27 protein-coding genes are annotated in these 24,783 nt (G+C 39.7%); 5 read left to right on the top strand and 22 right to left on the bottom strand.

The annotated features are described in order from the left end of the window. Window positions 1-109: 109 nt before the first annotated feature. Window positions 110-1,732: an InlB B-repeat-containing protein gene (locus tag G7062_RS03640; RefSeq protein ID WP_166064566.1), complete on the bottom strand. Its 1,623-nt coding sequence runs from the start codon at window positions 1,730-1,732 to the stop codon at window positions 110-112. Between the two features lie 283 nt (window positions 1,733-2,015). Between G7062_RS03640 and G7062_RS11490 the strand changes: the two genes are divergently transcribed. After that, entirely contained in the window at window positions 2,016-2,672 is a 657-nt protein-coding gene (locus G7062_RS11490; RefSeq protein WP_166064565.1) for a CatB-related O-acetyltransferase, read from the top strand. Window positions 2,673-2,723: 51 nt separating this feature from the next. Here the strand turns inward: G7062_RS11490 and dapA are convergent, their stop codons facing one another. From dapA to G7062_RS03580, 11 genes are all read right to left on the bottom strand, one after another. Then, entirely contained in the window at window positions 2,724-3,608 is an 885-nt protein-coding gene (gene dapA / locus G7062_RS03630) for a 4-hydroxy-tetrahydrodipicolinate synthase (RefSeq protein ID WP_166064564.1), read from the bottom strand. Window positions 3,609-3,620: 12 nt separating this feature from the next. Then, window positions 3,621-4,097, bottom strand: coding sequence for a PTS sugar transporter subunit IIB (locus tag G7062_RS03625; RefSeq protein WP_166064563.1), 477 nt, complete (start codon window positions 4,095-4,097; stop codon window positions 3,621-3,623). Then, on the bottom strand, window positions 4,094-5,209 hold the full coding sequence (locus tag G7062_RS03620) for a CdaR family transcriptional regulator (protein ID WP_240915980.1): 1,116 nt from the start codon (window positions 5,207-5,209) through the stop codon (window positions 4,094-4,096). The genes G7062_RS03625 and G7062_RS03620 overlap by 4 nt, the downstream gene beginning before the upstream one ends. 82 nt (window positions 5,210-5,291) lie before the next feature. Further along, window positions 5,292-5,696 (bottom strand): PTS sugar transporter subunit IIA, encoded by a 405-nt coding sequence (locus tag G7062_RS03615; RefSeq protein ID WP_166064562.1) that lies wholly within the window; start codon window positions 5,694-5,696, stop codon window positions 5,292-5,294. Next, entirely contained in the window at window positions 5,693-6,310 is a 618-nt protein-coding gene (locus tag G7062_RS03610; RefSeq protein WP_166064561.1) for an SIS domain-containing protein, read from the bottom strand. The genes G7062_RS03615 and G7062_RS03610 overlap by 4 nt, the downstream gene beginning before the upstream one ends. Then, a complete protein-coding gene (locus tag G7062_RS03605; protein ID WP_166064560.1) occupies window positions 6,303-7,247 on the bottom strand; it encodes a phosphoglycerate dehydrogenase in 945 nt (314 codons plus the stop codon). The genes G7062_RS03610 and G7062_RS03605 overlap by 8 nt, the downstream gene beginning before the upstream one ends. Window positions 7,248-7,305: 58 nt before the next feature. Next, complete coding sequence (locus tag G7062_RS03600; RefSeq protein ID WP_166064559.1) at window positions 7,306-8,151, bottom strand: PTS system mannose/fructose/sorbose family transporter subunit IID; 846 nt, start codon at window positions 8,149-8,151, stop codon at window positions 7,306-7,308. Next, window positions 8,148-8,897 (bottom strand): PTS sugar transporter subunit IIC, encoded by a 750-nt coding sequence (locus G7062_RS03595; protein WP_166064557.1) that lies wholly within the window; start codon window positions 8,895-8,897, stop codon window positions 8,148-8,150. The genes G7062_RS03600 and G7062_RS03595 overlap by 4 nt, the downstream gene beginning before the upstream one ends. Before the next feature lie 15 nt (window positions 8,898-8,912). Further along, window positions 8,913-9,395 carry a PTS sugar transporter subunit IIB gene (locus G7062_RS03590; RefSeq protein ID WP_166064556.1) on the bottom strand — a complete coding sequence of 161 codons (483 nt, stop codon included), beginning with the start codon at window positions 9,393-9,395 and terminating at the stop codon, window positions 8,913-8,915. A gap of 171 nt (window positions 9,396-9,566) precedes the next feature. Further along, window positions 9,567-10,196, bottom strand: coding sequence for a ketohydroxyglutarate aldolase (locus tag G7062_RS03585; RefSeq protein ID WP_166064555.1), 630 nt, complete (start codon window positions 10,194-10,196; stop codon window positions 9,567-9,569). Between the two features lie 117 nt (window positions 10,197-10,313). Beyond that, window positions 10,314-11,207, bottom strand: coding sequence for a fructose bisphosphate aldolase (locus G7062_RS03580; RefSeq protein ID WP_166064554.1), 894 nt, complete (start codon window positions 11,205-11,207; stop codon window positions 10,314-10,316). Between the two features lie 189 nt (window positions 11,208-11,396). On the opposite strand from G7062_RS03580, the gene G7062_RS03575 reads away from it, so the two are divergent. Then, window positions 11,397-12,524, top strand: coding sequence for a M20/M25/M40 family metallo-hydrolase (locus tag G7062_RS03575; protein WP_166064553.1), 1,128 nt, complete (start codon window positions 11,397-11,399; stop codon window positions 12,522-12,524). Between the two features lie 42 nt (window positions 12,525-12,566). Here the strand turns inward: G7062_RS03575 and G7062_RS03570 are convergent, their stop codons facing one another. Both G7062_RS03570 and G7062_RS03565 read right to left on the bottom strand, forming a co-directional pair. Then, on the bottom strand, window positions 12,567-13,526 hold the full coding sequence (locus G7062_RS03570; RefSeq protein WP_166064552.1) for an ornithine cyclodeaminase family protein: 960 nt from the start codon (window positions 13,524-13,526) through the stop codon (window positions 12,567-12,569). Beyond that, on the bottom strand, window positions 13,527-15,113 hold the full coding sequence (locus tag G7062_RS03565; protein ID WP_166064551.1) for a BCCT family transporter: 1,587 nt from the start codon (window positions 15,111-15,113) through the stop codon (window positions 13,527-13,529). A gap of 223 nt (window positions 15,114-15,336) precedes the next feature. Here G7062_RS03565 and G7062_RS03560 point away from each other — a divergent pair, with 223 nt between their 5' ends. Beyond that, the gene (locus tag G7062_RS03560; RefSeq protein ID WP_166064550.1) at window positions 15,337-16,044 is read left to right on the top strand and encodes a TetR/AcrR family transcriptional regulator; all 708 of its coding nucleotides are present in this window, start codon (window positions 15,337-15,339) and stop codon (window positions 16,042-16,044) included. 41 nt (window positions 16,045-16,085) lie between these two features. Here G7062_RS03560 and G7062_RS03555 read toward each other — a convergent pair whose 3' ends face one another. After that, on the bottom strand, window positions 16,086-16,706 hold the full coding sequence (locus tag G7062_RS03555; protein ID WP_166064549.1) for an NAD(P)-dependent oxidoreductase: 621 nt from the start codon (window positions 16,704-16,706) through the stop codon (window positions 16,086-16,088). A 118-nt stretch (window positions 16,707-16,824) separates the two neighbouring features. Here G7062_RS03555 and G7062_RS03550 point away from each other — a divergent pair, with 118 nt between their 5' ends. Further along, window positions 16,825-17,163, top strand: a complete 339-nt coding sequence (locus G7062_RS03550; RefSeq protein ID WP_166064548.1) for a helix-turn-helix domain-containing protein — start codon at window positions 16,825-16,827, stop codon at window positions 17,161-17,163. Between the two features lie 33 nt (window positions 17,164-17,196). On the opposite strand, the gene G7062_RS03545 is transcribed toward G7062_RS03550, so the two are convergent. Together G7062_RS03545 and G7062_RS03540 are read right to left on the bottom strand one after the other, a co-directional pair. Continuing rightward, window positions 17,197-17,883: a helix-turn-helix domain-containing protein gene (locus G7062_RS03545; protein WP_166064547.1), complete on the bottom strand. Its 687-nt coding sequence runs from the start codon at window positions 17,881-17,883 to the stop codon at window positions 17,197-17,199. A gap of 115 nt (window positions 17,884-17,998) precedes the next feature. Next, window positions 17,999-18,781 carry an SDR family oxidoreductase gene (locus G7062_RS03540; RefSeq protein WP_166064546.1) on the bottom strand — a complete coding sequence of 261 codons (783 nt, stop codon included), beginning with the start codon at window positions 18,779-18,781 and terminating at the stop codon, window positions 17,999-18,001. 118 nt (window positions 18,782-18,899) lie between these two features. On the opposite strand from G7062_RS03540, the gene G7062_RS03535 reads away from it, so the two are divergent. Beyond that, window positions 18,900-19,781 (top strand): AraC family transcriptional regulator, encoded by an 882-nt coding sequence (locus G7062_RS03535; RefSeq protein WP_166064545.1) that lies wholly within the window; start codon window positions 18,900-18,902, stop codon window positions 19,779-19,781. 24 nt (window positions 19,782-19,805) lie between these two features. Here G7062_RS03535 and G7062_RS03530 read toward each other — a convergent pair whose 3' ends face one another. From G7062_RS03530 to G7062_RS03510, 5 genes are all read right to left on the bottom strand, one after another. Further along, window positions 19,806-20,642, bottom strand: a complete 837-nt coding sequence (locus G7062_RS03530) for a GNAT family N-acetyltransferase (RefSeq protein WP_166064544.1) — start codon at window positions 20,640-20,642, stop codon at window positions 19,806-19,808. Between the two features lie 91 nt (window positions 20,643-20,733). Next, the gene (locus G7062_RS03525) at window positions 20,734-21,768 is read right to left on the bottom strand and encodes an amidohydrolase family protein (RefSeq protein WP_166064543.1); all 1,035 of its coding nucleotides are present in this window, start codon (window positions 21,766-21,768) and stop codon (window positions 20,734-20,736) included. Window positions 21,769-21,776: 8 nt separating this feature from the next. Further along, on the bottom strand, window positions 21,777-22,598 hold the full coding sequence (locus G7062_RS03520) for a carbohydrate ABC transporter permease (protein WP_166064542.1): 822 nt from the start codon (window positions 22,596-22,598) through the stop codon (window positions 21,777-21,779). 1 nt (window position 22,599) lies between these two features. Further along, window positions 22,600-23,475, bottom strand: a complete 876-nt coding sequence (locus tag G7062_RS03515; protein ID WP_166064541.1) for a carbohydrate ABC transporter permease — start codon at window positions 23,473-23,475, stop codon at window positions 22,600-22,602. 54 nt (window positions 23,476-23,529) lie between these two features. Next, window positions 23,530-24,783, bottom strand: a complete 1,254-nt coding sequence (locus G7062_RS03510; protein ID WP_166064540.1) for an extracellular solute-binding protein — start codon at window positions 24,781-24,783, stop codon at window positions 23,530-23,532.

Raw genomic sequence — 24,783 nt, 5'->3', positions numbered from 1 at the left:
ATGAAGGATTCGATTCCATGTATTACAAATCAGTAATACATGTGTCATTAATAACAAAATCGTGCAGAGATTTATGAGTTCAAGAAAAAAAGCATGGGGGTTATGCTTTTTATAATTCTGATTTCTTTTTGTAAGATATAATAATCGTTCCCGCAATGATTGTACAGAAACCTAGAGCATTTAGCATTGAAGAAATACCCGTTTCTGGCAATTTTGGTTGAATATTTTCGTCTGGATTGACAGGACCCGTACTTACTTGCCATTGTGCATGAAGTACAATATCTTCGTTTACTGTATCATTTTCAAAGTCCCAACTTGTCATGTAAGTTGCTTGCTGATACCAACCCACAAAATGATACCCTTCACGCGTTGGAATTCCTGGTTGCTCAACCAATGAATTTGGAGCAAGGTTTACTTGTGAAGCAACTGAAGTACCACCATGCGAATCAAAGCGCACCGTGTATCGCGGTGTTGGCTCAGGATTAAGAACCATCGACCACTTTGCATGAAGTGTTGTGTCAGCCACAACAGAATCAGACTCAAAGTCCCATGTTAATTCGTAATTCTCGCTCTGATACCATCCTTCAAAATTGTAGCCAACTCGGGAAGGATTAGAGGGCTGTGCGATTTTGCTTCCCGATTCCACATTTGTAATCGACGCAACATCTGACCCTCCATGAGAATTGAACTGTACCGTATACGTTTGTATCGGTTCGGGAGTCGTTGTTTCCTCTCCAACATAAATTGAAACTAAATTATGGAGTGATAAGTTTGTTTCTGTAGTAGATGACTCTTGAAACATCGACAAGGATATTAGAGCCATATCTTGATTAAGATTTTGAAATTCCGCTTCGGACAACTCAAACTCCAAATATGAAAAGTTTGTTTCGTCAACCTCGTTTCCTTCACTGTCATAAACAGCTATTCGTGATTCATCAAGCTGACTTTCGCCATAACTTATTATTTGAAGATTTTGGTAGTCTCTATTTGAATCTTCGCGAATGAATCCATCCTCACCAACATAAACCGTATTTATAGGGTTTTCATAACGGAAGCGGTATACAATATCGCCATCATCATTGGTTTCGATGGTATAATTCACGACATCGGATGAAGGCATTTCCTCAAAGTAATTTCTGAATCCGTGGGTGAGTGCATGAAGATCCAAACCAACAATCCATGAATAATCCATCGTTACGAACATATAGTTTATAAGCACCTCTTCAAAACCTGTGTTACCAAGTTCACTTAAAATTGTGAGATAGAAATCCTTAAGAGCATTTGTTTCTGTTTCAGTTAGCGGATTTGTCCATGTATCATAAGATTGAGCAATCCCTAAATTGAGATATCTTGCATTTTGTAATCCTGAGAGCAGCGCTAGATTCTCTGGAATAATTATGTTTCCTGGTTCAGGATCCATAGTAATATACTCCAGATTCAGTGCATATTCAATTCCAGAAAAATCACGAATCGTTCGCAACTCACATTCCCATTCATCATTATAGTCACAGAAGGTTAAAGATACGGAATGAACCGTTGTCATCATATCACGTGTTATTGGTTCACCTTCTGGAAGATCATAAAAGTAGCTGATGCGAAGGTATCGTTCCAAGTTTGAATCCACGAAATTCACAGGAGTATTCCCATCTGTATCATCTGCGAATACTCTATTTCCAGTAACCGAGAGAATCCCCATTGCCATGATGAGGACCAGAGTCATTGTTTTTTTCATAGTGTTCTCCTTTTATTTATTTTATTAACAATGTTCAAATTACCATATATTCTTCACAATCCGTGCATAATGTCATCAGTGGCCCTTTAAATGTCACAAATGAATAAAGACTGTGATTGTTGTCACAAGATTTCCAAATCTGTTAGATTGACAACCAGTCTATCGAAAGTTAAACTATTGCACAAAGGAGTCTGATTATGGTTCGTAGATTAAAGCGACTGAAAAATGTCGCCGTGGTGACGCGTTTCTAGATTTAAAATTAAAATTTAGAAACGAGGAACTTATGAAAACTGAATATTATAAACATTGGTCTGAAATACGTTATTTAGAAGATATCATAACAAATCCGCTTATCAAGGTCGGGCATCATTCCTACTACTCTGGATACTATGATGGAATGCCATTTGAAGATGGATGTGTGCGTTATATGTGGGGTGATCGTTTTTCACAATCACTCTCTAATCCAATTGAGCAAAATGGGTGGCACATTGATGAACTCATTATTGGAAACTACGTATGTATTGCAAGTGGTGTTACGATCTTGATGGGTGGAAACCACAATCATAATCCCCATTGGATTTCAGTTTATCCATTTGCGGAGGCAATTATTGAATCCTATAAGGCACGCGGTAACACCACTATTGGAAGTGATGTTTGGATTGGTATGAATGCGACAATCATGCCAGGTGTCTCTATTGGAGAGGGTGCAATTATTGCAGCCGAATCTGTTGTTACGAAGGATGTTGCCCCTTATACTATCATCGGTGGGAATCCTGGCCGTGTTCTTAAACATCGGTTTAGTATTAGGGACATTGACACACTCTTAGAAATACGTTGGTTCGATTGGGAACACTGCGATGTGATTGATGCGCTTTCTCTAATCGCATCTAGCAACATTGATGATTTGTATGAGTATTTCAAAGAACATCACTTCAAATAGGAAAAAGGGCGGATACTGGTGTATCCGCCCTTTCGTGTACTCTGCAATACTTTAGAGATTGTAATAAGAAAGCATCTCTCTAATTTTTAAATCGACATCTGATGTAGTCTCTTGAACGGGTAGTCGCGCGGGTCCTACAGGAGCAATACCTGCAAGTTCTACGGCACGTTTCATGATTGATGGAACTGTTCCATACTTTAATACACCTCGAAGAACATCGATATCTTTTTGGTAGCGTTGCGCTTCATCATGATTTCCATCTTTAAGCGCTTTATTTAGATTGACGATTACCTCGGTAATAACATTACTTGTTCCTGCAATGGCTCCGTGTGCACCCAGTTGGTATCCTTCGGAAATCTTTGAGTCAGATCCTACCAGAACATTCATATCTGTTCCTTTGGTTGCCTCAATATAATCTTTCAAATTTTGAATGTCACCACTGCTGTCTTTGATACCTTTGATATTGTCTATCTTTGCAAGTCGTTTAACGACCGCTTTAGATATATTACATCCAGTTGCTTTAGGGATATTGTATAAGATAATGGGGATGCGTACACTTTTTGCAACATCTTCAAAGTACTGATAAATTTCCTCGTCAGTTGGCGTGAGAAAATATGGCGTAATGACGGATAAAGCGTCTGCGCCCATTGCTTCCATTTTTTTTGAAAGTCGAATTGTTTCAAGTGTTGAACAGCTTCCAGTTCCAATATAAACTGGTACACGTTTGGCGACAATTTCTATGACGCGCTTTGAGAAAACAATCTTCTCCATCTCGTCCATCACATGAAACTCTCCATTACTTCCTAATACAAAAATACCATCAACGCCCTTGGCAATTAAGTGTTCCAACAATGGTTCAAGAGCTTCATAATTAATAGATTGTTCGTTATCCCGATTAAAGGGGGTAACGATGGGTGTTATTATTCCTTCAAACATTCTCTATACTCCTTATTTTTTTGTAAATATACTGTACTCTTTCGTATCCAATGGAGCCGTTTGAAAATATAAACGCGTTTCTTGAGTTTGTATTGCTCTAATTGTTTCAATTTCATTTTCATTAAAATAATCAGGGAGTCGCTTGATCATCATTCGGCTTGCTGGATAGGGTAGTTGAATTTCTTTAAGAACAAGACCAGCTTTAATTGCTTCGAGTGCAGTCGCAAGGTCTTTAAAAATCAACATAACATTGCGGGTTTCATAGGTGTGTTCATTCACAAATCCTAAAAGTTGGTCTACATTAAATATTTTCACTTTCATCGACTTCGGCAGACAAAGCTGCATAACATTTTCAATAAATGGATCACCAACATATTTGGGATCGACGACAATTGCATAGTTTGCGTTTACAAAGGGAGCCCAATTAACCGCAACCGTTGCATGGAGCAGCCGTTTGTCTATTCTTGCAAGTTTCACTTTTGTGCTCATATAATTTCACCTACTTGTTTTTGTTGTTGGTGTTCCTTGAGTGCTTCGATGATAAGCATCAGGAAAACCTTCCCTTCAAAACTTCCCCTCACATCGATATCAAAAATTGTTTCGTATCGTTTTAGTTTGTATATGAGCGTGTTCTTATGGATATAAAGGTCATCGGCAGTCTGGGTGATGTTAAAGCTATTTTGAAATAGTCTTTCGGTGATTTCAATTAATTCTTCTGCATCCAGACCTTTCGCACGATCCACATAATAGTCAAAGTAATTTCGAATGCTGTCAATGGGAACTTGTTTTACATAGTACTCAGACAAATAGTCCATGAAGAAGGTAATCGTAGCTTGACTTCGCTTGTGTTGGTATAACCATACGCAATTTTGATAGCTCTCTTTGTAGTTAATGAGCTTGTTTTGCATTGACCCAATACTGTAGCTACTGTCACTCAGCCCCCAATTCTGCAGTCCATTGATATACTTTAATACATGTTTTTTAAGTTTATCATTTGATAGTGTTTCGGGCACATCTTTAAAAAGGAGCAGCGTCTTTGCATCAATGAGAGAATAGATCAATTCTTTGCTGTCTTCTTTTAGTTTGAGTCGAACAACTTCGTTGCGGTCGAATCCTGTTTCATGCGTAACAAGAATTGCAATGCGTGTTTTATCTTGATCAATCTCAAGTTCTTCGCTCAGTTCGATGACTCTTTTTCGATCAAAAGCATCTTTTTTTAGTAAGATTTCAATGAGTTCATCATCTTTTGTAATTTTTTGTTGAAGGCGTTGTTCGTTCATTTCATACATGATTCGTGTTGTAAGTGACTCCAAAAGTAGGCTACTCATCATTTTGAGACTTTCTTCGCCATTGACCCATAACGAACCAAAGGTCTGATCGTGAACGGTAATTTCAAATACACAATTTTGTTGGGTGTCGGGAATTGTACGGCGAGACTTGCCAATGTATCCTTCCGAACTGCAGGCAACAATTGTATCGTTTGTATCGAGGAGACCAATAATATATTTATTATTTTCCTGCACTACATTTATAAATTCAACAAAAATTGTATCCACCGATACATGACTTACACTATAATCCATGACGTGTTTTGAATTCATACGTTTCAATCCCTTCAACAGCCAATATTCTTGCCTTTATCATACCACAGGCATCAATAACGACTGAGTCTTCATACACTGATTAATCAAGTTTTTGGTTTGTCCATGTGCCACTTTCACTTAGCGCATCCAAGCAGCGTTGTGCAGATATCGAAACATCGATTGCGTCTGCATGGTTCGTGCTTAGATAGAGATCCACTAACATGGGAAGATTCAATCCCGTGATAACAGCATTTCCATGTTTCTTACTTAATACCGTGAATACATTGCTTGGAGTTCCTCCGAACAGATCCACAAGTGTGATGATGGGACCGACGAGGGTGGAGAGTAATGCATCTGCTTCTTGCATATAAGTTTCAAAAGAGGTTTCGGGATCTAAGGATACTGTATTAACATTGTCCATTTTTCCTACAATCATTTCAGCGGATCGAACAAGTTCTTCGCCAAATCGTCCATGTGTTCCTATCACAATATTTAGGGTTTTCATTCGCAATCCTCTTTCTCATTTTCATGCCTTATACTTGCACCCAGACTACCGCCAGGATGCCATTTCAGATATTCTTGGGAGTTTAAATTCTTTGCATCTTGTAGAACTACAGATAAGCATTGCAACACAATAATCTCCGAAACAATGGATGCTCGCGGCGGTTTGTTTAATGTGTCTCCTTCTTGACTCACAAAAGCCTCAAGACAGACATCACTTTGACGTCCCAGCCACGATTCTTTGTTCTGCGTACAACTGATAATATATGAACCATTTCGTTTCAATGTTTCGACAGTTGCCTTAAGTTCAACTGTTTCTCCACTGTTTGAGATGGCAATAACAACATCACCTGGCTTTACCTGTCCACTGGATCCATGAACTGCTTCTGTTGCATTCAACTCGTATGCGCTTGTTCCGGTGCTCGATAGCAGTGAGGCAATGTATCCTGCAACATGGCCAGGTTTCCCAACTCCTGTTACGTGGACACGATTGCCTTTAGATTCTTGTTGAATAATTAAGTCTGCTGCTTGAGTTATCGCTTCAAAGTTTAGACGGTCAATATTTGCATTGATTTCATGACGTAGAGTGCTTGAGAAGTCAGTGAGCATTTTATCCATGCTTCACCTCTACACCAAGATGCTCCATAACAATCTGCGAGGACATTTCACATGTTCGCAGCTCTGACTCAACAGTTCTTGAAGCAGTATGTGGGGTTAACAAGAAATTATCCAATTCTAAAAGTTTTTCATCGTGCGATGGTGGTTCAATTGAGAATACATCGAAACACGCAGCGCGAATATCGCGATTAACAAGTGCCCTATACAAAGCGTCTTCATCAACAATTCCACCACGTGCAGCATTAATGATACTAGCTGTATTCTTCATTTGATTGAAAGTTTTCTCTGAGAACATATTTGCAGTTTCATCTGTCAGTGGAACATGAAGCGAAATATAATCACTCGTTGCAATTAGTGTATCAAATGACACAACTGACGTTTGATATGATGTTGCCGTTTCATTGGGAATGTCAAATGCATCATATGCAACTACATTCATACCAATACCATTCGCGATTGTCGCTAAGTGCTTTCCAATGGCACCAAAACCCACAATACCCAGTGTCTTTTGGGCTAATTCGTACCCGGTTGGTTTTTCCCATTTGTGCGCTTTTACATCACGAACAACAGGATATATATTTTTTGATTCAGCAAACATCAGTGCCATTACATGTTCGGCAACAGAGCGCGAGTTTGAACCAACAGTGCGTCCCACATGTATGCCACTTTCTCGAGCGTAATCAAGATCAATGTTGTCAGTACCCACTCCAAATTTGCATATAACGCGTAAATTGGGACATTGGGACATCATTTCTCGATCCATACGATCAACGCCAACAATGATAGCATCCGCATCATGTGCGAGTGCAATAAATTCTTCATGTGTATAGGCTAGACCTGTATCGTTGTAGTGAACGGTCAATCCATGGTCTTCCATGAGTTTCACATAGGTTTGACCAACTTTATGAAACCCTCTTGGTGTTATTAATACTTTCATTTTTACTCCTTTTCACAATTGGTCGATGCGCCAAATTTTCTGACGCACCGAGATGGCTCTAAATGACGCCTAAGAATGTGAGTGCAATCGCAATAATCATCGTATATCCAATTAAACGCAAGTATTTTGGTCCGCGTTTTGTGATGTAAAGATACATCCCCATAACAACTGCAAATGGCAAGAGACGTGGTAAAATACCATCCAATATATCTTGAAGTGCTACTGTTGACGTTGAACTTGTGAACGTTAGAATTGTAGATACTTTAACAAATGAGGCCGATAAACACCCAATCATAAAGAGTCCAACAATACTTGCGACATCGATGACTTTCTTAATTTTTCCAGAATGTAGAATCTCAAGCACTGAGTTCTTACCTAATTTATACCCTTTTTGGAATAAGAACCATGAGAATCCATACGACCACGCCAGGTAGATGATTCCGGGAATAAACGCTGCTAATACCGACCCTTCAAGAGCCATAGGAACGAAGATTGCCAATGGAATCGTCGCAACAATTCCTTGGTCAACACTGTCACCAATACCCGCTAATGGCCCCATTAATCCAATTTTCAATGATTGAATGATTTCCGGGGTAATATCCTTGTTTCCCAGAGCACGTTGTTCTTCAAGTGAGATAGTAATCCCATGGATAATGCTTCCCCAGTCACAGTTAGTATTAAACATTGTGACATGACGACGCATTGCTTCTTGAAGTTCTTCTGGATCATCTTTGTAGATTTTCCGGAGTACCTTATTGAGTGAGTACCCAAACGCAAGAGCTTGCATGCGATCAAAACTAACAGGGACTTCAACGGCACGACACCATTTCCACCAAGCAATTAGTAAATCTTTCTTTGTAACAATTGTTTGCGTTTCCTCAATGGCTGTAACTACTTTACTCATGCGATACCTCCTTCTTCATTATTTTGTTTGAATAATGAAACAATGAGTGCGATACAAAGTGCGAATACTGCACCTGTTAACATTGAGAATCCTGCGACTGCATAAGCGAAGAATCCTAAAACAAAGAACGGTAGATATTGTTTCTTACCCATTACAACAAGTGTCAATGCAAATCCGAGTGCGGGTAACATACCCCCTGCATTGGCAAGACCGGTCATCAGTTGTGCGGGAATGACATTGATGAATGCCTCAACAACTGCTGGACCAAAGAGTGTTGCTACGAATACAGGTGTGAAGTAGAGAACTCCACCTGTTAACCATGGGAACAAGAATGAGAATGTTGATAATTTGTCATATGCCTCTGTTTCAATAAACTCATCTGCTTTCTTATTGTAAAATGAGTTGATTGTACGTCGTACGTTGTTAATCAAGACTCCCAAAACTCCGAAAGGTACCGCCAAGGCTACTGCGGTTCCTGGATCGAGATTATTTACAATTGCCGCTGGGATTGCGATACAAGCTGCAAGTGCTTGATCACTTGGGATATTTCCCCCTGCTTCAATTCCACCCATATACATCAATTGAATGGTTGCTCCATAAAGCAGTCCCATTTGAACATCTCCGTATACCAAACCAATAAATACCCCGACAACAACAGGCTTACGAAACGCGAATGAGAAAAAATACTGTGCGCGACCCATTGCAATCCAATAAATCAGTCCAACCAATATAGCTCTAATTACCATATTCATTTCCTCCTTTTATAATTTAGCAACTGCTTTTTGCAGTGTTTCCGACGGATAATCTGGCGTTGTTTGCAAGTAGATGTTAATCCCTGTTTGCTCAAGCGCAGTTAGTGTATCCGCATCAATACGATCCAATGTAATCGCATTGTTCACAGCTTTACGTCCAGGACCTCCCCCAAGACCCCCGATTTGTACTTCTTCCAATTTGAACCCAGCTTTGACAGCTTTATCCAATTCTTGGACATTCTTGAATAACACCATGACACGATTGGCATCAAACTCGTTATTCCCTTGGGCTAATACTGCATCTTCTACAGATAGAATGCGAATACGAACACCTTGAGGTGCCGCCATCTTGAAGACTTCTTGCATAAAGTCATCTTTACTCAAATCTGTGTCCACTGCAACGATTTCATTGACATGGAGTTGTGGCAGCCAACGTGTGATTACCTGTCCATGGATCATTCTGAAATCAACTCTTGTTAAAACTATACTCATATAACTACCTCCGTACCTCTATGATAATGTAATCGGTTTCATATTAGTATGTCTGTTCCACCCAAAAAAATTAATAACTTTTGGTTCATGAACACAAAGTCATTTATTTGCAAAAAAATACCCCACACTGAGTAAACCAAATGTGGGGTAACTTGTATACAAGTTTTATAATTATTTTCGATGCGAATCAATTGTCGATCGAATTAAGGACGCATTGCGAGCAATATCCTGAGATGTTCCCTTTGTTAACAATCCACCAAATCCGCAAACATCAACACCATTGTTAATCCATGTACCAAGGTTATCAATTGTGATTCCACCACTCGCCAAAAGTGGCATTTCAGGAATTGGTGTCTTGAATACCTTCGCAAGATTTGCACCGTAGAAATCCGAGATAGGAAACGCTTTAATGAACGCAGCGCCATTACTCAATGCTTCTACCGCTTCAGTGAGTGATGTACAGCCCGGAGCATAAGGAATTTGATAACGATTGCAAATTTTTGCAACATCTTCAGAATAGTTCGGTGCAATGATAAACTCCGCGCCCTTGAGAATCGCATGTCGCGCAGTCTCTGAATCCAAAACAGTTCCTGCACCAACGCACAGAGAATCACCGTATTTCTTGACAAGTCCCTCAATAATATCGCCTGCATTGTTTAGCGTGTAACTCATTTCCATGACAGGTACACCACCTTCGATACACCCATCCGCAATTTCGCAAGCACGTTCTAATGTTTCTGCACGAACAATCGCCAATGCACCAACATCGTACAATCTCTTTGTTACATTTACCTTTTTCATTCTCTATCACCTCTATATTTAAGGTTACGGCATTTACAAAGGAATTCAATTGGTTCAGAAACTAAAGATTGGTCACTTTTTTGTGTCACGGTACATAAAAAGCGGATTTTCATCCGCTTAGAATTTAATGGTTGATGCTTCGGCAATCTGTTTGATCGAGTTCCCTAATGTATGATTGAATTCTTTTTCAGTTTGTTGGTCACTGAGCCCTTCGACAAGTGCGCGTGAGAAACTAGCGATAAGTCCATGATTTTGACGCAACTTATCATTGGCTTCTGCTTGAGAATAACCACCAGATAATGCAACAACACGAACAACGTGACGATCATCCATTAAATCAAGATAGAAATCATCAACTGTTGGTAACGACAATTTAAACATTACCTTCACATCTTCATCCAATTCCAAAAGACGTTCATAGATTGCAATCTTAAGTAGCACTTCTGCTTCTTCTTTATCAGGAATTGTGATATCGACTTCAGGTTCGATGATTGGTACCAATCCAAAACTGGCAATCTTCTTTGCGACTTCAAATTGTTGGTCAACAAGTCTTTCAATTCCCTTTTTGTCGGCGCGCTTAACAACTGAGCGCATCTTAGTTCCGAAAATATGACGTGCAACAGCACGTTCAAGCAAGGCATCCAATTCTGGAATTGGTTTCATTAATTGCACGCCATCCGCTTCTTCGGCAAGACCGTTGTCGATTTTAAGGAAAGGCAATATTCCTTTTACATCCCACAAGTAATCCGCTGTGTAACGCTCATCAATCAAGCGATCCATTGTTTGTTCAAACAAAATTGCACCCAATATATTTTCTGATGTAAATACAGGTGCTGTAATAATACGTGTTCTCATTTGGTGAACCAGATAAAACATTTCCTCATCGTTATGATATGCCGTTTCATCAATACCGTATGCTTTCAAAGCCTTTGGTGTACTTCCACCACTTTGGTCCAGCGCAGCAATAAAACCTTTTCCATTCTTCATGATTTCTAGTTTCTTTGTATCCATAAATAGTACCTCCCTTTCATACTTTTATTATAGACCTAATTTTCACCAGCTGCTTGATTTTTAACTTTGTTTCACCAAGGGTGCACTATCTTTAACAATACCAACACATTTCAATTACATTTGTATGCAGATTTCATCTTACTCTGTTACAATGATAACAATATAAAAAAATAGGGAGGCGTTACAAATATGATTAATAAAGATCGTGCGATTGCAAAGTTTATGGAACTTGTTCAAATTGATAGTGTCAGTTTGAATGAACGTGGTGTTGCTGATAATCTGACAGCATACTTTGAAGCATTGGGCTATGAAGTCTTTGAGGACCAAAAGTCACGTGCCGCAGCACCCCAAGCAAATGCTGGGAACATTATTGTAAAGATTCCTGGAGTTGGGACAAAAGCACAAGATGACATTATTATTCTCGAAGCGCATATGGATACAGTTGAACCTGGGAATGGTGTTAAGCCTTCAATTACAGAAGATGGACTGTATGTTGTTTCTGATGGTACTACAATCTTGGGTGCTGATGATAAAGCGGGAATTGCGCAAATCCTCGAAGTTGAGGCTGTATTGCGTGAAAACAATTTAGATCACCCACCACTTGAGCTTGTTTTTGCAATTTCTGAAGAAATTGGTTTACTGGGTGCATTCAACCTTGATACGGGTATTGTAAAAGGTAAAATGGGCTTTGTCCTCGATGGCGGCGGAGGCCCGGGTACAGCAATTATTGGTGGACCGGACTATTATGACATTGTTGGTAAAATTATCGGTAAGGCTTCACATGCCGGAGTTGCACCCGATCAAGGTATCTCATCCATTCAAGTGATGGCCGATGCCATTAGCAATATGAAACTGCTTAAAGTTGATGAAGATACAACTACAAACATTGGTCGTGTCATCTGTGACTATCCAACCAATGTTGTTCCAGAAGTAACACGTTTTGAAATGGAAATACGTAGCCTTGTTCCTGAAAAAGCTCAGAAACAATTGAAACATGTTCAAGATACACTACAAGCATCGGCTGATAAATTTGGAGCTCGTTTGGAATTTGAAGTAAGCCAATCACTTCATGCTTATCATCATGATGATAGCACACCCGTTATTCAACGCTACAAAGCAATGTGTGAACGCCATGGACTTGAGTACGAAGGCATCGTCATGCGTGGTGGTACGGATGTCAGCGGACTTACATTTAATGGCATCGATGCTATTTGTCTTGCAGCGGGTGGCGAATATGCTCACGAACTTCGCGAACGACTCATTATTGATGAGTTCCTTGCAAATATCCAACAAGTTCTTTGGTTGGTAACAGAATAAAAAAAAGCCGGATTATCCTAAAGATAACCCGGCTTTCTTTGTCTATTGAACAACTTGATTGTAAACTGCAATTGCGATCGCAATATCCAACACACATGATCCTACACTTTCATACAATGTAATCTCTTGATCGTTGTCACGCCCTGTTATTTTTCCTGTTAAAACATCACCAACTGAGCCCGTGACGCGTTCTTTCTCAATGAGTCCTTTTTCAAAAGGAATAAGAACATCGCCTGCGGCTGCCCACAGTCCATCAACATGCTCCGTAATTATGCGACTTGATGCGACGACAACGGCCTCTTCAATTTCTTGCATAAACGGTGTAAATGAACCAATTGCATTAATATGTGTACCTTCTTTAACTGCACTGGCACTAAACACAGGTTTGAGTGACGTGGTGCAAGTACAAATAATATCTGAACTTTCGACACATGCATCGGCACTTTTCGCAACGGTAACCGTGTAAGGACGATTTTGTATTTTCTTAATTCTTTCCACAAAAGCGGCTGCATACTCGGGATTTAAGTCGTACACGATGACTTCCGTAAGATCGCGAACTTCTTGAATTGCCATGACTTGAGTAAATGCTTGCAGACCCGAGCCAATAATTCCCAATCGGCTTGCATCGCGACGTGCCATGACATCCGTCGCAACCCCAGCACTACCGCCAGTTTTAATTGCAGTCAGATAATCTGCTTCCAACAGTGCTTGAAGATGACCTGTTTCAGCAGAATATAAACTTATTGTCGAACAAACACTTGGAAGATTTTTCTTCAAGTTACCTGGAAATACTGAAGAGAACTTTGATCCAAAAAACGGAACATTCTTGCAAATAGCAGTGAGCCATTGGCCACAGTTTTCTTCACCACGAATCGGCATAACCATGCGCTCTCCTGTATAAATATCGCCATTTACATTATCAACATAAGCCTGACGGAATACATCCAAGGCCATTTTCATATTCACAATGCCTTCAATTTGTTTCTCTGTAATATAAATCATTTATGCTTCCTCACTTTCTGCCGCAAGTTTCTCACGATCCTCACGTTCGTTTCGTTCCATATACTCATCCCATTTCTTACCATCATATTTAAAGAAAGCTATAAATATAATTATAATGATCACCATCGTCAAAATCCCCGTTGAAAGACTGATAGTTTGGATTGGTCCCAGACCACCGATGAAAATCAAGACCAAACCAAGCGCCCCCAATGCGATAGCCCAGAAGATGCGATTAACACGAGCTGGCTCTTCATTAGCGGGTAGGTTGTTTGTTGAGACAATTGACAATGTGTAAGCAGCACTGTTAATAACGGTAACTGTTGATACAGCCATAACCGCTAACATTACGACAAGAACAACAGTTGCTAATGGCATAGTTTTAATTATTGCAATGATTGCATCTGTAATCCCTTGTGTTTGGAATATTTCAATGACATTTACAAGTCCGGTTTCGTATGCGTTCATTCCATAGTAACCTAAGATCATGAAGTGCAACCAACAACCTACACATGATGCTCCAGTAGCACCCAGTACCAATTGTTTGATCGAACGACCACGCGATATTCGTGCTAGGAATATTCCCGTATTCAATGCATAAGCAGACCACCATGCAAAGAAGAAGATTGTCCACGATTGCGGGAATGTTCCTGCACTGTGTGGTTCTGTTGTGAGCATCATTCTAAAGTAATCACTTACGAATGTCCCCATACTGTCTGTAAATGTATTCAGCATGTATGATTTGGGGCCAATTAAGAATACGAAAGCAAGCAAACCGATAACCATTGCAAGCTTTGCATTACTGATAAATTTCATTGACTTTTGCAGTCCGCCATAGACTCCAAATACAAAGAATACTGTAAAGAAAATAAGCACACCGGCATCAATCCACAATGTGTATTCAATATTAAATAAGTCAACAATTATTGCACTGATTAATGGTGTCGAGAGTCCGATTGCTGCCGATACAGCCCCGATGATTCCCATCATATAAACAATGTCAATAATCTTACCTAAGAGTCCTTTAGCATTTTTTTCTCCAATAACAGAAGCACAAGCAGTACTTGGACGGTTTGTATCCTCACGTTTTACAAAGAAAAAGAATCCAAAGACAACGGCTACTGTCGCATACAATCCATATGCTGATGGTCCCCAGTGAAAGAAACTATAGGTTGAAGCCATGTTCATGGCTTCTCGTGATAGTGGCTCCAATCCAAAGGGCGGTGCAGTTGCGTATTGGAACCATTCGCTAAATCCCCAATAGATTGCGACTCCTGAAGTTCCTGCAGCAAATAGCATTCCTAACCAAACTGGCGTACTGAATTCAGGTTTCTCATTCCCCAGTTTTTTATTACCGTACTTACTAAATGCTAAATACACCATGATGATTGTATTTGCAAAGAAGAACCATTGTAAGGCCCATCCAAAATTCCCTGTAATAACTCCAAAGATCGTATTAAATGCTGCAGCTGATCCCTCTGGGAACAAGGCAACCAGTGCACAGAATACGATAACGATCGCTAAGGGTATAAAAAACAATGCCTTATCCGTCGTTGCTTTAGGAGTTGTAACTCTTTTATTCTTTTCCATATCTCTCTCCTTATCGATTACATCAATCGTACGATTATTATATAATCACTTGATTATGTTTGCTATAATAGATTCAAAGGATTCAATAGAAAACAGCAATCCTTAACATAAATTTGATAAATTATTACATGCTTGTGGTCATTTGGTATTTTATTCACATACTTTAGTGACCACCATTGATATCAACAATGATATACTACATATAGAAGAAAGAGGTATCTGAATGGATTTATCACCAAAACGCGATCTTCAACGACAACGAACCGTTCGCTACTTTATCGATGCAGCAAAACATATCGCGACTTCCGAAGGGATTAACCGCATCACAATTCGTAATGTTGCTGAACTGGCTGGATACAATAGTGCAACACTTTATAATTATTTTGAGAATCTTGACCAATTAATTGCGATCAGTATGGTCGACAGTATTACCGAATACCTTCACCGTCTTACAGCAATTACAGCATTGGATTTAGATTCACTCACAACATTTCTTTTAGCGTGGCGATGCTATGCTGAGTGTTCTTTTGCCAATCCTGAAATCTATGCCTATATTTTTGATTCCAATCATTCCGACTATGTCCTTTCACAAATTGATGCTTACTTTTCAGTTTATGCGCCTGAGAGTGGTTTGTATGATAACGTATCACCCAGTGTTGCCGCAGGACAAAATCTCAAAAACCGTGATGCACTCTTAATTTCCCCTTGCATTGATGATGGGTACTTCAAGGAGTCAGAGAAGACATATATTATGGAGTTTTGTTATGTCGTTCATAAAGGTATCTCGAAACGCATTGTATCCAACCATTACACCGATGCCTCCCAAGCAGTTTCAATGTTTCTAAACTATGTAACGGAGTTTCTTAATAACCATTTACAAGGTGATTCTGAAATTATAAATCCGCAAACAATCCTGGCCATGAATTACTAAAAAAGTGCAGTTCTGATTACCTCAGATACTGCACTTTTATATTAGTTTGAATAGACTCCAACGGTTTCATGGTTGAACGGTTTTGATAAGACCTCAATGAATGCATTCGCATAATCCACATACGTTGTGTAGCTCTCACCCTTCGCGTTGAATCCTAATTTATCCCCTGACAGGACAAAATTGCCACGCTTGGGAACACCATATTCCATTACTGCAGGTGGTGCCATGTATGTCCATGCAAAACGCTGTTCGTCCGCCAAGAGTTCAAATGCTGCAACCTCTGCTTCTGCTAGCGGGACAAATTGTGGAGGAATATTATCAGTGTCAATTAATCGAACACCATCTGCCACATACAGGCCACCTGCGCCTCCCGCAACAATGAGTCGGGTATCAGTATCTTTAAATATTTTTATGAAATGTTGTGTTGTTGTAGTGAATTGATTCAAATCATCCATCGGTGCTCCAAATGCACTGATTACGACATCAAACACAGATATATCCTCAGTTGTTAAGTCAAAGATATTTTTCTCAATAACTGGAACACCAATCGTAACTTTACGATGATCACGTACGATCGCTGTTGGCGTGTACCCATTTTCGAGTAATTTCTCGGTGATAATATTTCCTAGCTTTCCTGTAGAACCTATTACTGCAATATTCATAGTGTTTGCCTCTTTTCTATTTGTTACACTTATACTATAATTATAATACTCTGGTATCCAAATACAACTAGGGAACCACACAGAACTTAGTTACTGATTAGTAACTATTAGGAGAATTATGGAATCTTTAAAAAGTTACGAACTACCACAATGTCCCGTTGAAACAACAGTTTTGTTAATTGGAGATCGGTGGAAAATTTTGATAATTCGCGAGTTACTCAAAGGGACACACCGTTTTGGCGACCTCGCTAAAGGATTACCAGGAATATCAAATAAGGTTTTGACACAACACCTCCGCGCTTTAGAATCGCGTGAATTGGTGGAGCGCGAAGTCTTTGCAGAAGTCCCAGTCCGTGTTGAATATTCACTAACAACGATTGGATGGGAGTTACAAGATGTTATTGACAGCCTTTGGCATTGGGGAGAGAAGTATCAACTGTTTGCAACTGAAGTCTAAAAAGGAACACGCACCATTGGATGCGTGTTCCTTTCATTTCATAAGCTTACGAACTTGAAGTGTTACTATTAAGATAAAGATGAGCGTTGGGATAAAGAAAATCAGTCGTGGATCGATAAAATCGATACGCACCTCATAAAAGAAGATATAAATAAGTGGAGCAAGCCAAATACATACCATGACCGACTCAAAGAAGCGAAAGTGCTTTATATCTCCATTATCAGGCAACATCTTTCTAAAGTAAACATAGACAAAATAGCTGAATCCCATCAACAACACTATAATAAATGGAATTGAATACCCACTAAATGGATTGCTGCCTTCATAGGGATACAATCCGTCGCCATACTCAAACGTCATATTGATAATTGAGTCTTTTAGGATTACATAAGAGACGAGATTTTTTATACTCAGACTCGCAATAAGCGCCGAAACAACTGCGATGATACCTTGCTTAAAATACCGAATATCTTCGTCGTTGCCCAAAGACATAAGGAGCCGTCGCACTTTAATTGGTCCCCCATTCAAAATACTATCAACACTGGTATTTAAAGCAACAGCGAGTGACTGAAGAATTGCCACGTCTGGAAGACCATCACCATTCTCCCATTTCGATATTGCTTTATCACTAACCCCAATAATCTCCCCCAGTTTCGCTTGGGTAAGACCTCTTTTTTTACGAAGATTACTAATATAACTTCCAACAAGTACAGTGTTCATAATGTATCCTCCTGAAGTCATTATAGCATCACTCTTTCATTACCTGCTGCATTCCTTTGTCGAATAACTCCACGTATCGTGGAGTCGTACATTATTCTATTTTTCTTCTAACCACCTATCGCCTGAAACCACCTTCGCTGGCAATAACTTCTCCGGTAATCCACAAGGCATCATCACTTTGTAAGAAGCGAACAAGACGCGCTGCGTCCTCTGGTGTACCCCATCTTCCCATTGGCATTTTTTTACGGACTGCCTCAAAATCATTTCCTGAAGCATAACCTGTGTCTGTGGGACCTGGGTTAATACAGTTCACTTGTATATTATCCGCCCCAAGCGCAGCTGCTGTTTGTTTGGTAATGCTGATAATCGCATCTTTCGAAACTGCATACGCTATTTCGGAGGTCATCGGACCTAAGTATTGACCGCTTGTAAATAGCGTAATAGCACCGCGTTTCTCATTGGGTAGTTGGGCATGGAACGCTTGAATCATTAACATTGTCGCTGTGACATTAGTGTGTAAATGATTGTTAATATTTACCTGTGTCCATGACCCTATGGGCGAGTGTGTTGAGTATGCGTGATTAAGCACAAGTCCATCCACATACCCTATCGTTTGAGCTGCCGCTTCGATTAGTCGAACTGCGTTCCCTTCAATGGATAAATCACTTTCATCAAGCAGTCGTACATCCAATTCTCGATCTTTTAGTTCTGATACAAATTGAGATATAAAGGATGCATCCGCATCTTCGTACGCAACCGATTTATCGTAGGGTGCATACCCATGAACAAGAACCGTGGCACCACTTTCTGCCAATACCCTCACAATTCCTGCCCCAATTCCTTGGCCACGACTCACCCCTGTTACGAGTATGTGCTTGTCTTTCAATATTCCTTGCATTGTATCCCTCCTCATTAAGTAGAGTATACCATACCTTAATTTAAATATAAGCACGTTTGGAACAGATGCATTTTGTGATTATGTTATGATTGGTTTACTGATCAGGATGGAGGCAATAATGAAAAATATTGACACCTTAGAACATGTTCTCAAGTACATCGACGCAAACTTGGATAAGACACTTTCGGTCGAAGAGTTGGCACGACAAGCTGGGTATTCGCCCTACCACTTTTCACGTGTTTTCTCTTGGGGACTTGGCACATCCATGATGGAGTATGTTCGTCTTCGAAAAATGAACATGGCGGCTTACTATTTGAGCTTGCCCTTAAAAATCATTGATATCGCCATGGCTTTAGGATTCGAGACACACTCTGGTTTTTCTAAAGCATTCAAAAAGCATTTTAATTGCACTCCCGATGCTTATAGAAGCCAAGCACAAAAGAACTATCCACAGCACCCGTCGTTGGTATCATTAACAACATATACAATAGGAGGTCTTTTAATGAAACCACGTATCGTTACACAACCAGAAATTTCAATCGTTGGCTACAAAATTACAACATCGAATATTGATGGTCAAAACAATCAAGACATCGCTGCAATGTGGCGAAATTACCATCAGAGCGGAGACATGGTTCGTCTCCATAATGAACCCTTTGTTAAGAACCATGGAGAATACGGTGTTTGCATGCCCGAAGATGTTGATTCAAAATCATTTGATTATATAATCGGTGTCGCTGCTACAACGGCATCAACGACATACCAAAGCGCACGCATTCCTGCAGCAACGTATGCCGTATTTACAGTTCCTGCTTCAGTACCAGATAACTTCGTCCAAAATATTCAAGAGACTTGGAACTACATTTTTAATGAATGGTTCCCTACTTCCGGATACGAGCTCGATACCGTTGGATTGGATTATGAATACTATCCCATCGATTCTCTTGATGATCAATCACTACTTTGTGATATTTACCTACCCATACGAAAACAATCATAAAAGCGAGACTCTCATCTCGCTTTTTTACAGTACACGTATCATTTCAAATTGTTTTACGAAAACATGCATCCCATTTGCATCCAAGAAACGACGCATTGAATCAACACTTTCATCAACATTGATAAATTTAACAACGCCAGTTTGCGAAACCGCACCAAGTTTTTTTAGAAGTTGTGTACCAATCCCACGACGACGGTACTCCTTTGAAACTGCAAACTGGGGAACATCACCCGTTATTGGATCAACACATCCATATCCGATAACATGAGATCCATCGTATGCACAATAGTAATGAAAGATATCGACGACTGCATTAACCGAATCCGTAGCATTTTGCCACGCATAATTACAGTCTGTAAACATACCCAAAGGAACAGCATTCAAAGACTCAACGCGCTTTACCTCCACAATATCTTGGCAGCGAATTTGGTCTTGCTTTCCTTGATAACAATCAAAGTTTCGAACAACTTTGAACCCTTGTTTCTCATACAATGCGATTGCGGATGTATTGGATTGAAGCACTTCTAAGAGATATTGATCGTGATTGAAAAGCGTTAATGCAAAAGAGAACATACGCGTAGTTAGCCCTTGCCTGCGATAACTTGGCAATACGCCCGTTCCCAAATCATAGATTGTCGATTTCCCAGTCCACAAGCGACTGCCATTTAGAATGAACCCAACGAGCAGATCATCCGCAAAAGCCCCGACTGAAACATGCTTGTCAAAACCACGTCGTAATAACATCGCTTTAAAAGCATGGATGTCTGGGTTCATGGGTACAGCATAATCGGAAAAAGCCTTAACAAATGCATCATGGATGGTTTCTAAAGAAAACCCACTGAGCGACTTAAGTGTTATCATACGGATTATCCTTTCCAATAACTAAACATGCGTTGATTATACCATCACCAAGCGATAAAAAAAAACAATCCGCATGGGATTGTTTTCTACTTTAGTCTAGATTAAGAATTCGAGCTGCATTCTTATAATAGAACTTCTCTAAGACTTCATCCGGTAGATTCAAACCGTAAATATTCCAGCGACCTTGTCCACCCACGATTTCATCACTGTATGGAAAATACTCATCGTCTGTTTCTGCCATACGGTAAATAATCGGATGGTGTGCACCAACATCTAAGGGCGTACAATCGGTTCCAAATAGAATGCGATCTTGAAATTCGAGGAAGAATTTGCGACTGCTATAAGGAACACGACCCAATTCCGCAATACGTGCAGAAACATCAACATACATATTCGGATAACGACGCATGCGCTCGCTCACATGTTCAAGGTTTTCAGCATAAGAACCGACATGAGCAATAACAAATACTGTTTCAGGATGAAGCGCAATCATACGATCTTGCATCTCCATCAATTCCGCAAACGTCATAAATTTGTCATCAGAGAAACTCCAGTCAGGATTTTCAGATATTTCCTCATAACGTTCGTTTGTGTCATTTAACGGTTTGAAGAAAGCGGTTGGATCGGCAATATGAATCAAAACTGGTAGCCTATATTTTGCTGCCATTTCATAGATGATATCCAGTCGAGGATCATCCGTACGGATATAATTGCCATTTTGGTCAATCTGTCCGAGTGAGATGTCCTTCCACATTTTGATACCAACCATGCCTTTGCCGATTCCTTCAAGAATTGCCGCTTTCGTTTTTGATGTAAACTCTGGATCATCAATAATTGATGTATCAATCCACATAAACGTATGAATGAAATCCTCATATCCAGCAATTTTTTGATTCATTGCATCAGTATCATGCCCCCAGAAACCATCTAAGTTTACAATACCAACTACTCCCATGCTCTTGAGTTTCTCTACATACGCTCCGGTTTCATAACGTAATGCATAGTCATCACCTAAAAGAAGTTTTCCCATATGAGTATGGAAGTCAAAGACTTTAAATTTTGGTGTGTTGACACTTGTTTCTTTAACAACACACTCTGGAATCGGCTTATAATTTGATAACTTCATAGGACCTCCTACTTAATCCCCGTCATTGTAATACCTTTGATAAAGTATTTTTGGAACATCATGAACACAATTGTAACTGGAATCATAATTAGAGCTGCAGCTGCCATCGTTGCAGACAAATCAGCTGCATGTTGGGATGCAAAGAATGAAAGCGCAAGTGGCAATGTCATCTTCTTAATGTCATTCAACATGATAAGAGGATTCAAGTAGTCATTCCAATAGTTCAAGAATGTAAAGATTGCGAGAGCGCCCAGGGCCGGTTTCAATATTGGTAAGATTATCTTACGGAATATATAGAATTCCTTAGCGCCATCAATGCGTGCACTTTCAATTAGAGAATTGGGAATTTCATCACAGAACTGCTTGCATAAGTAGATTCCAAATGCATTAACAAACGAGGGATAAATCAAAGCGCCTACGTTATTGTATAACCCTAATTTGTTGATTAATAAGAATGATGGAATCATGGTAATTTGTGATGGTATCATCATCGTTGCTAAGATTATAAACAACAAAGTCTTTTTGAAGCGAAATTTAAATTTCGAGAAGATATACCCCACAATGCTACTGACAGCTAAAATTATAACTGTATTGGTAATTGTAATGAATAAACTGTTGCGCAACCAATAAAAGAAGGGTGACTCTGTAAGTACCTTCTGATACCCTCGCAATGTTGGATTCACTGGAAGTAGATGTTGTGGATCTGTCATGATTTCTTGTGTGCTCTTGAATGAGTTGGAAATCATCCAAAAGTAGGGAACTACAAAGATTATCGCGAGTGTGACCAAGAAGATAATAATGAGTATCTTCGACCATTTCATTTTTCTCATCTTAGTACTCCCATTCTACTTTGTTAAGTTTTTGTTGAACCATGCTGACTACAAGAATAATCAAGAAGAGTACAACAGATATTGCCGATGCATAACCCATATCTTTATATTCAAACGCCGTACGATAGATTTGACTTGTAAGTACGACCCCAGAATTTAAAGGTCCATTCTTGACAGCCATCACCGCAAACTGCGCAAACATTTGGAAATGAGAAATAAGCGTCATTACCAAAACAAATGCAAAGGTTCGCCCCAACAGTGGGACCGTAACATGAATAAACTGTTGCCATTTACTCGCCCCGTCAATATCGGATGCTTCGTAAATATCGGCAGGAATCCCATCAAGGCCCGCTGTAAAGAGAATGATGTTGTAGCCAATATCCGCCCACAGTGTAAAGACAATGATTGACCACATCAGGATATTGGGATCACCAAGCCAATTGACCCCAGCAAATCCAAGTTGTCGTAAAACAATATTTACCAAGCCGTTGGTTGTAGTTAGAATACTTTTTGACCACACTACCGATGAAGCGACCAATGGTGCCACACAGGGTAGAAAGAAGATCATACGAAAGAGACTGCGTACTTTATTGGAGCGAAATGAGTTAATTAAACTTGCGATCCCTAATGAGATTGTCACGTTTAATGTCACAGTTACTGCTACGAAGAATAGTGTATTTGTTACTGCTTTAATAAATACATTATCACTGAGCAATCGCACATAGTTTTGCATTCCAATAAAATTCTGATGTGCATTTAAAGGATTATAATCAAAGAAGGAGATTCCAACCCCTGCGAATATCGGGCCAATTATAAAAACTGACATGTGAATGAATACAGGTATCAGTATAATCCAAACGAATTTTTTATATTTCATTGTACCACCCTTCATTGTATTTGCGATGGGGAGACACGCCCCCCATCGCAAACATTATTTGTTTAGTTTTGCTTCAATTGCCTTGAGTGCATCTTCGACACTTCCATAATGACCTGCCTCATATTCCTGGAATACTTCATTGATTGCTTCTTTGAATACATCGGTATTAAAGTAGCCAATGAATTGGGCTTTATCGAGAACTGAAACAAGTGGTTCGACATATGGCATTTCTTCGAGAAGTTTTGCATCATGAGCAATACTTTTCTTCGATGGCACTTGTGCACTCTTAATATTATGTTGGAGTAAGTTTTCATCTTTGTAGAAGAACTCTAAGAATTTTAAGGCTTCTTCTTTCTTATCCGATGATGCATTGACAGCTAATGACCACCCTGTCTCTGCTGCAAATTTTGGTTCAGCACCAAACCATGGCATAGAAACATAACTAAAGTCTTTTCCGTGTTCCAAACCAAAGGTATGCATCCCTTCAGCAACCGTCCATACACCACGTGGCACAATCGCTGCACGGCCAGAATAGAGTTGTTGGTAGCCTTCCATATCACCACCACCCGATAGACCTTCCATATTCGTTACCTGCAAATCAGCGACAAGACTGTGAAGTTCACTAAATGCCTTGCGCCCTTCTTCGGTATTAAAGGTAAAGGTTCCATCTTCTTGTTGATAACTTCCACCTTGGGAAAGAATCATTGATGTAAAGAGATACGGAACGGAGTCCCAGTTTACAAAGTCAAATCCCTTAATTGTAATGAGATCTCCTTCTTTTTCAGTTAAAGCAACAGCTGCAGTTTTTAAATCGGCCCATGTTGTTGGGACGGCAATTGATTTGGCTTCAAGAAGTGCGTTGTTAACCAACATACCACCATTTTCAATGTTGAACTCCAATGGAATACCATAGAGGTGGCCTTCATGCTCTAATGCACCATAGGTTGAAGGATATGAGTCCTTACGAATCTCTTCTTCAAATGCGGTTGGCATTTTTTCTAAGGATCCTGTTGGGGCAAAGTCGATAGCCCATCCACCCCATAATTCGTAAATATCTGCACCCCCTTCTTTTGAAATCAAGGATGTTTGTACCTTAGATTCAAATTGGTCGTAGGGATAAAATTCAAATTCAATCTTAATATCTGGATTTTCAACTTCATACTTGTCAGCAATTTCTCGATAAGAAGCTGCCCACGCATCATTTTGATGTCCCCAGAATGTTAATACTGTCTTGTCTGTAGTCGCTTGTCCGCAACCAACTAAAAGCATCAATGCCAATAATATAACTAATGTAACTTTCGTTTTCAT

The organism is Erysipelothrix sp. HDW6C (assembly GCF_011299615.1).
Lineage (GTDB): Bacteria > Bacillota_I > Bacilli_A > Erysipelotrichales > Erysipelotrichaceae > Erysipelothrix.
Note: the sequence above shows the minus strand (reverse complement) of the source record. Positions and strands in the feature narration are given on the sequence as shown.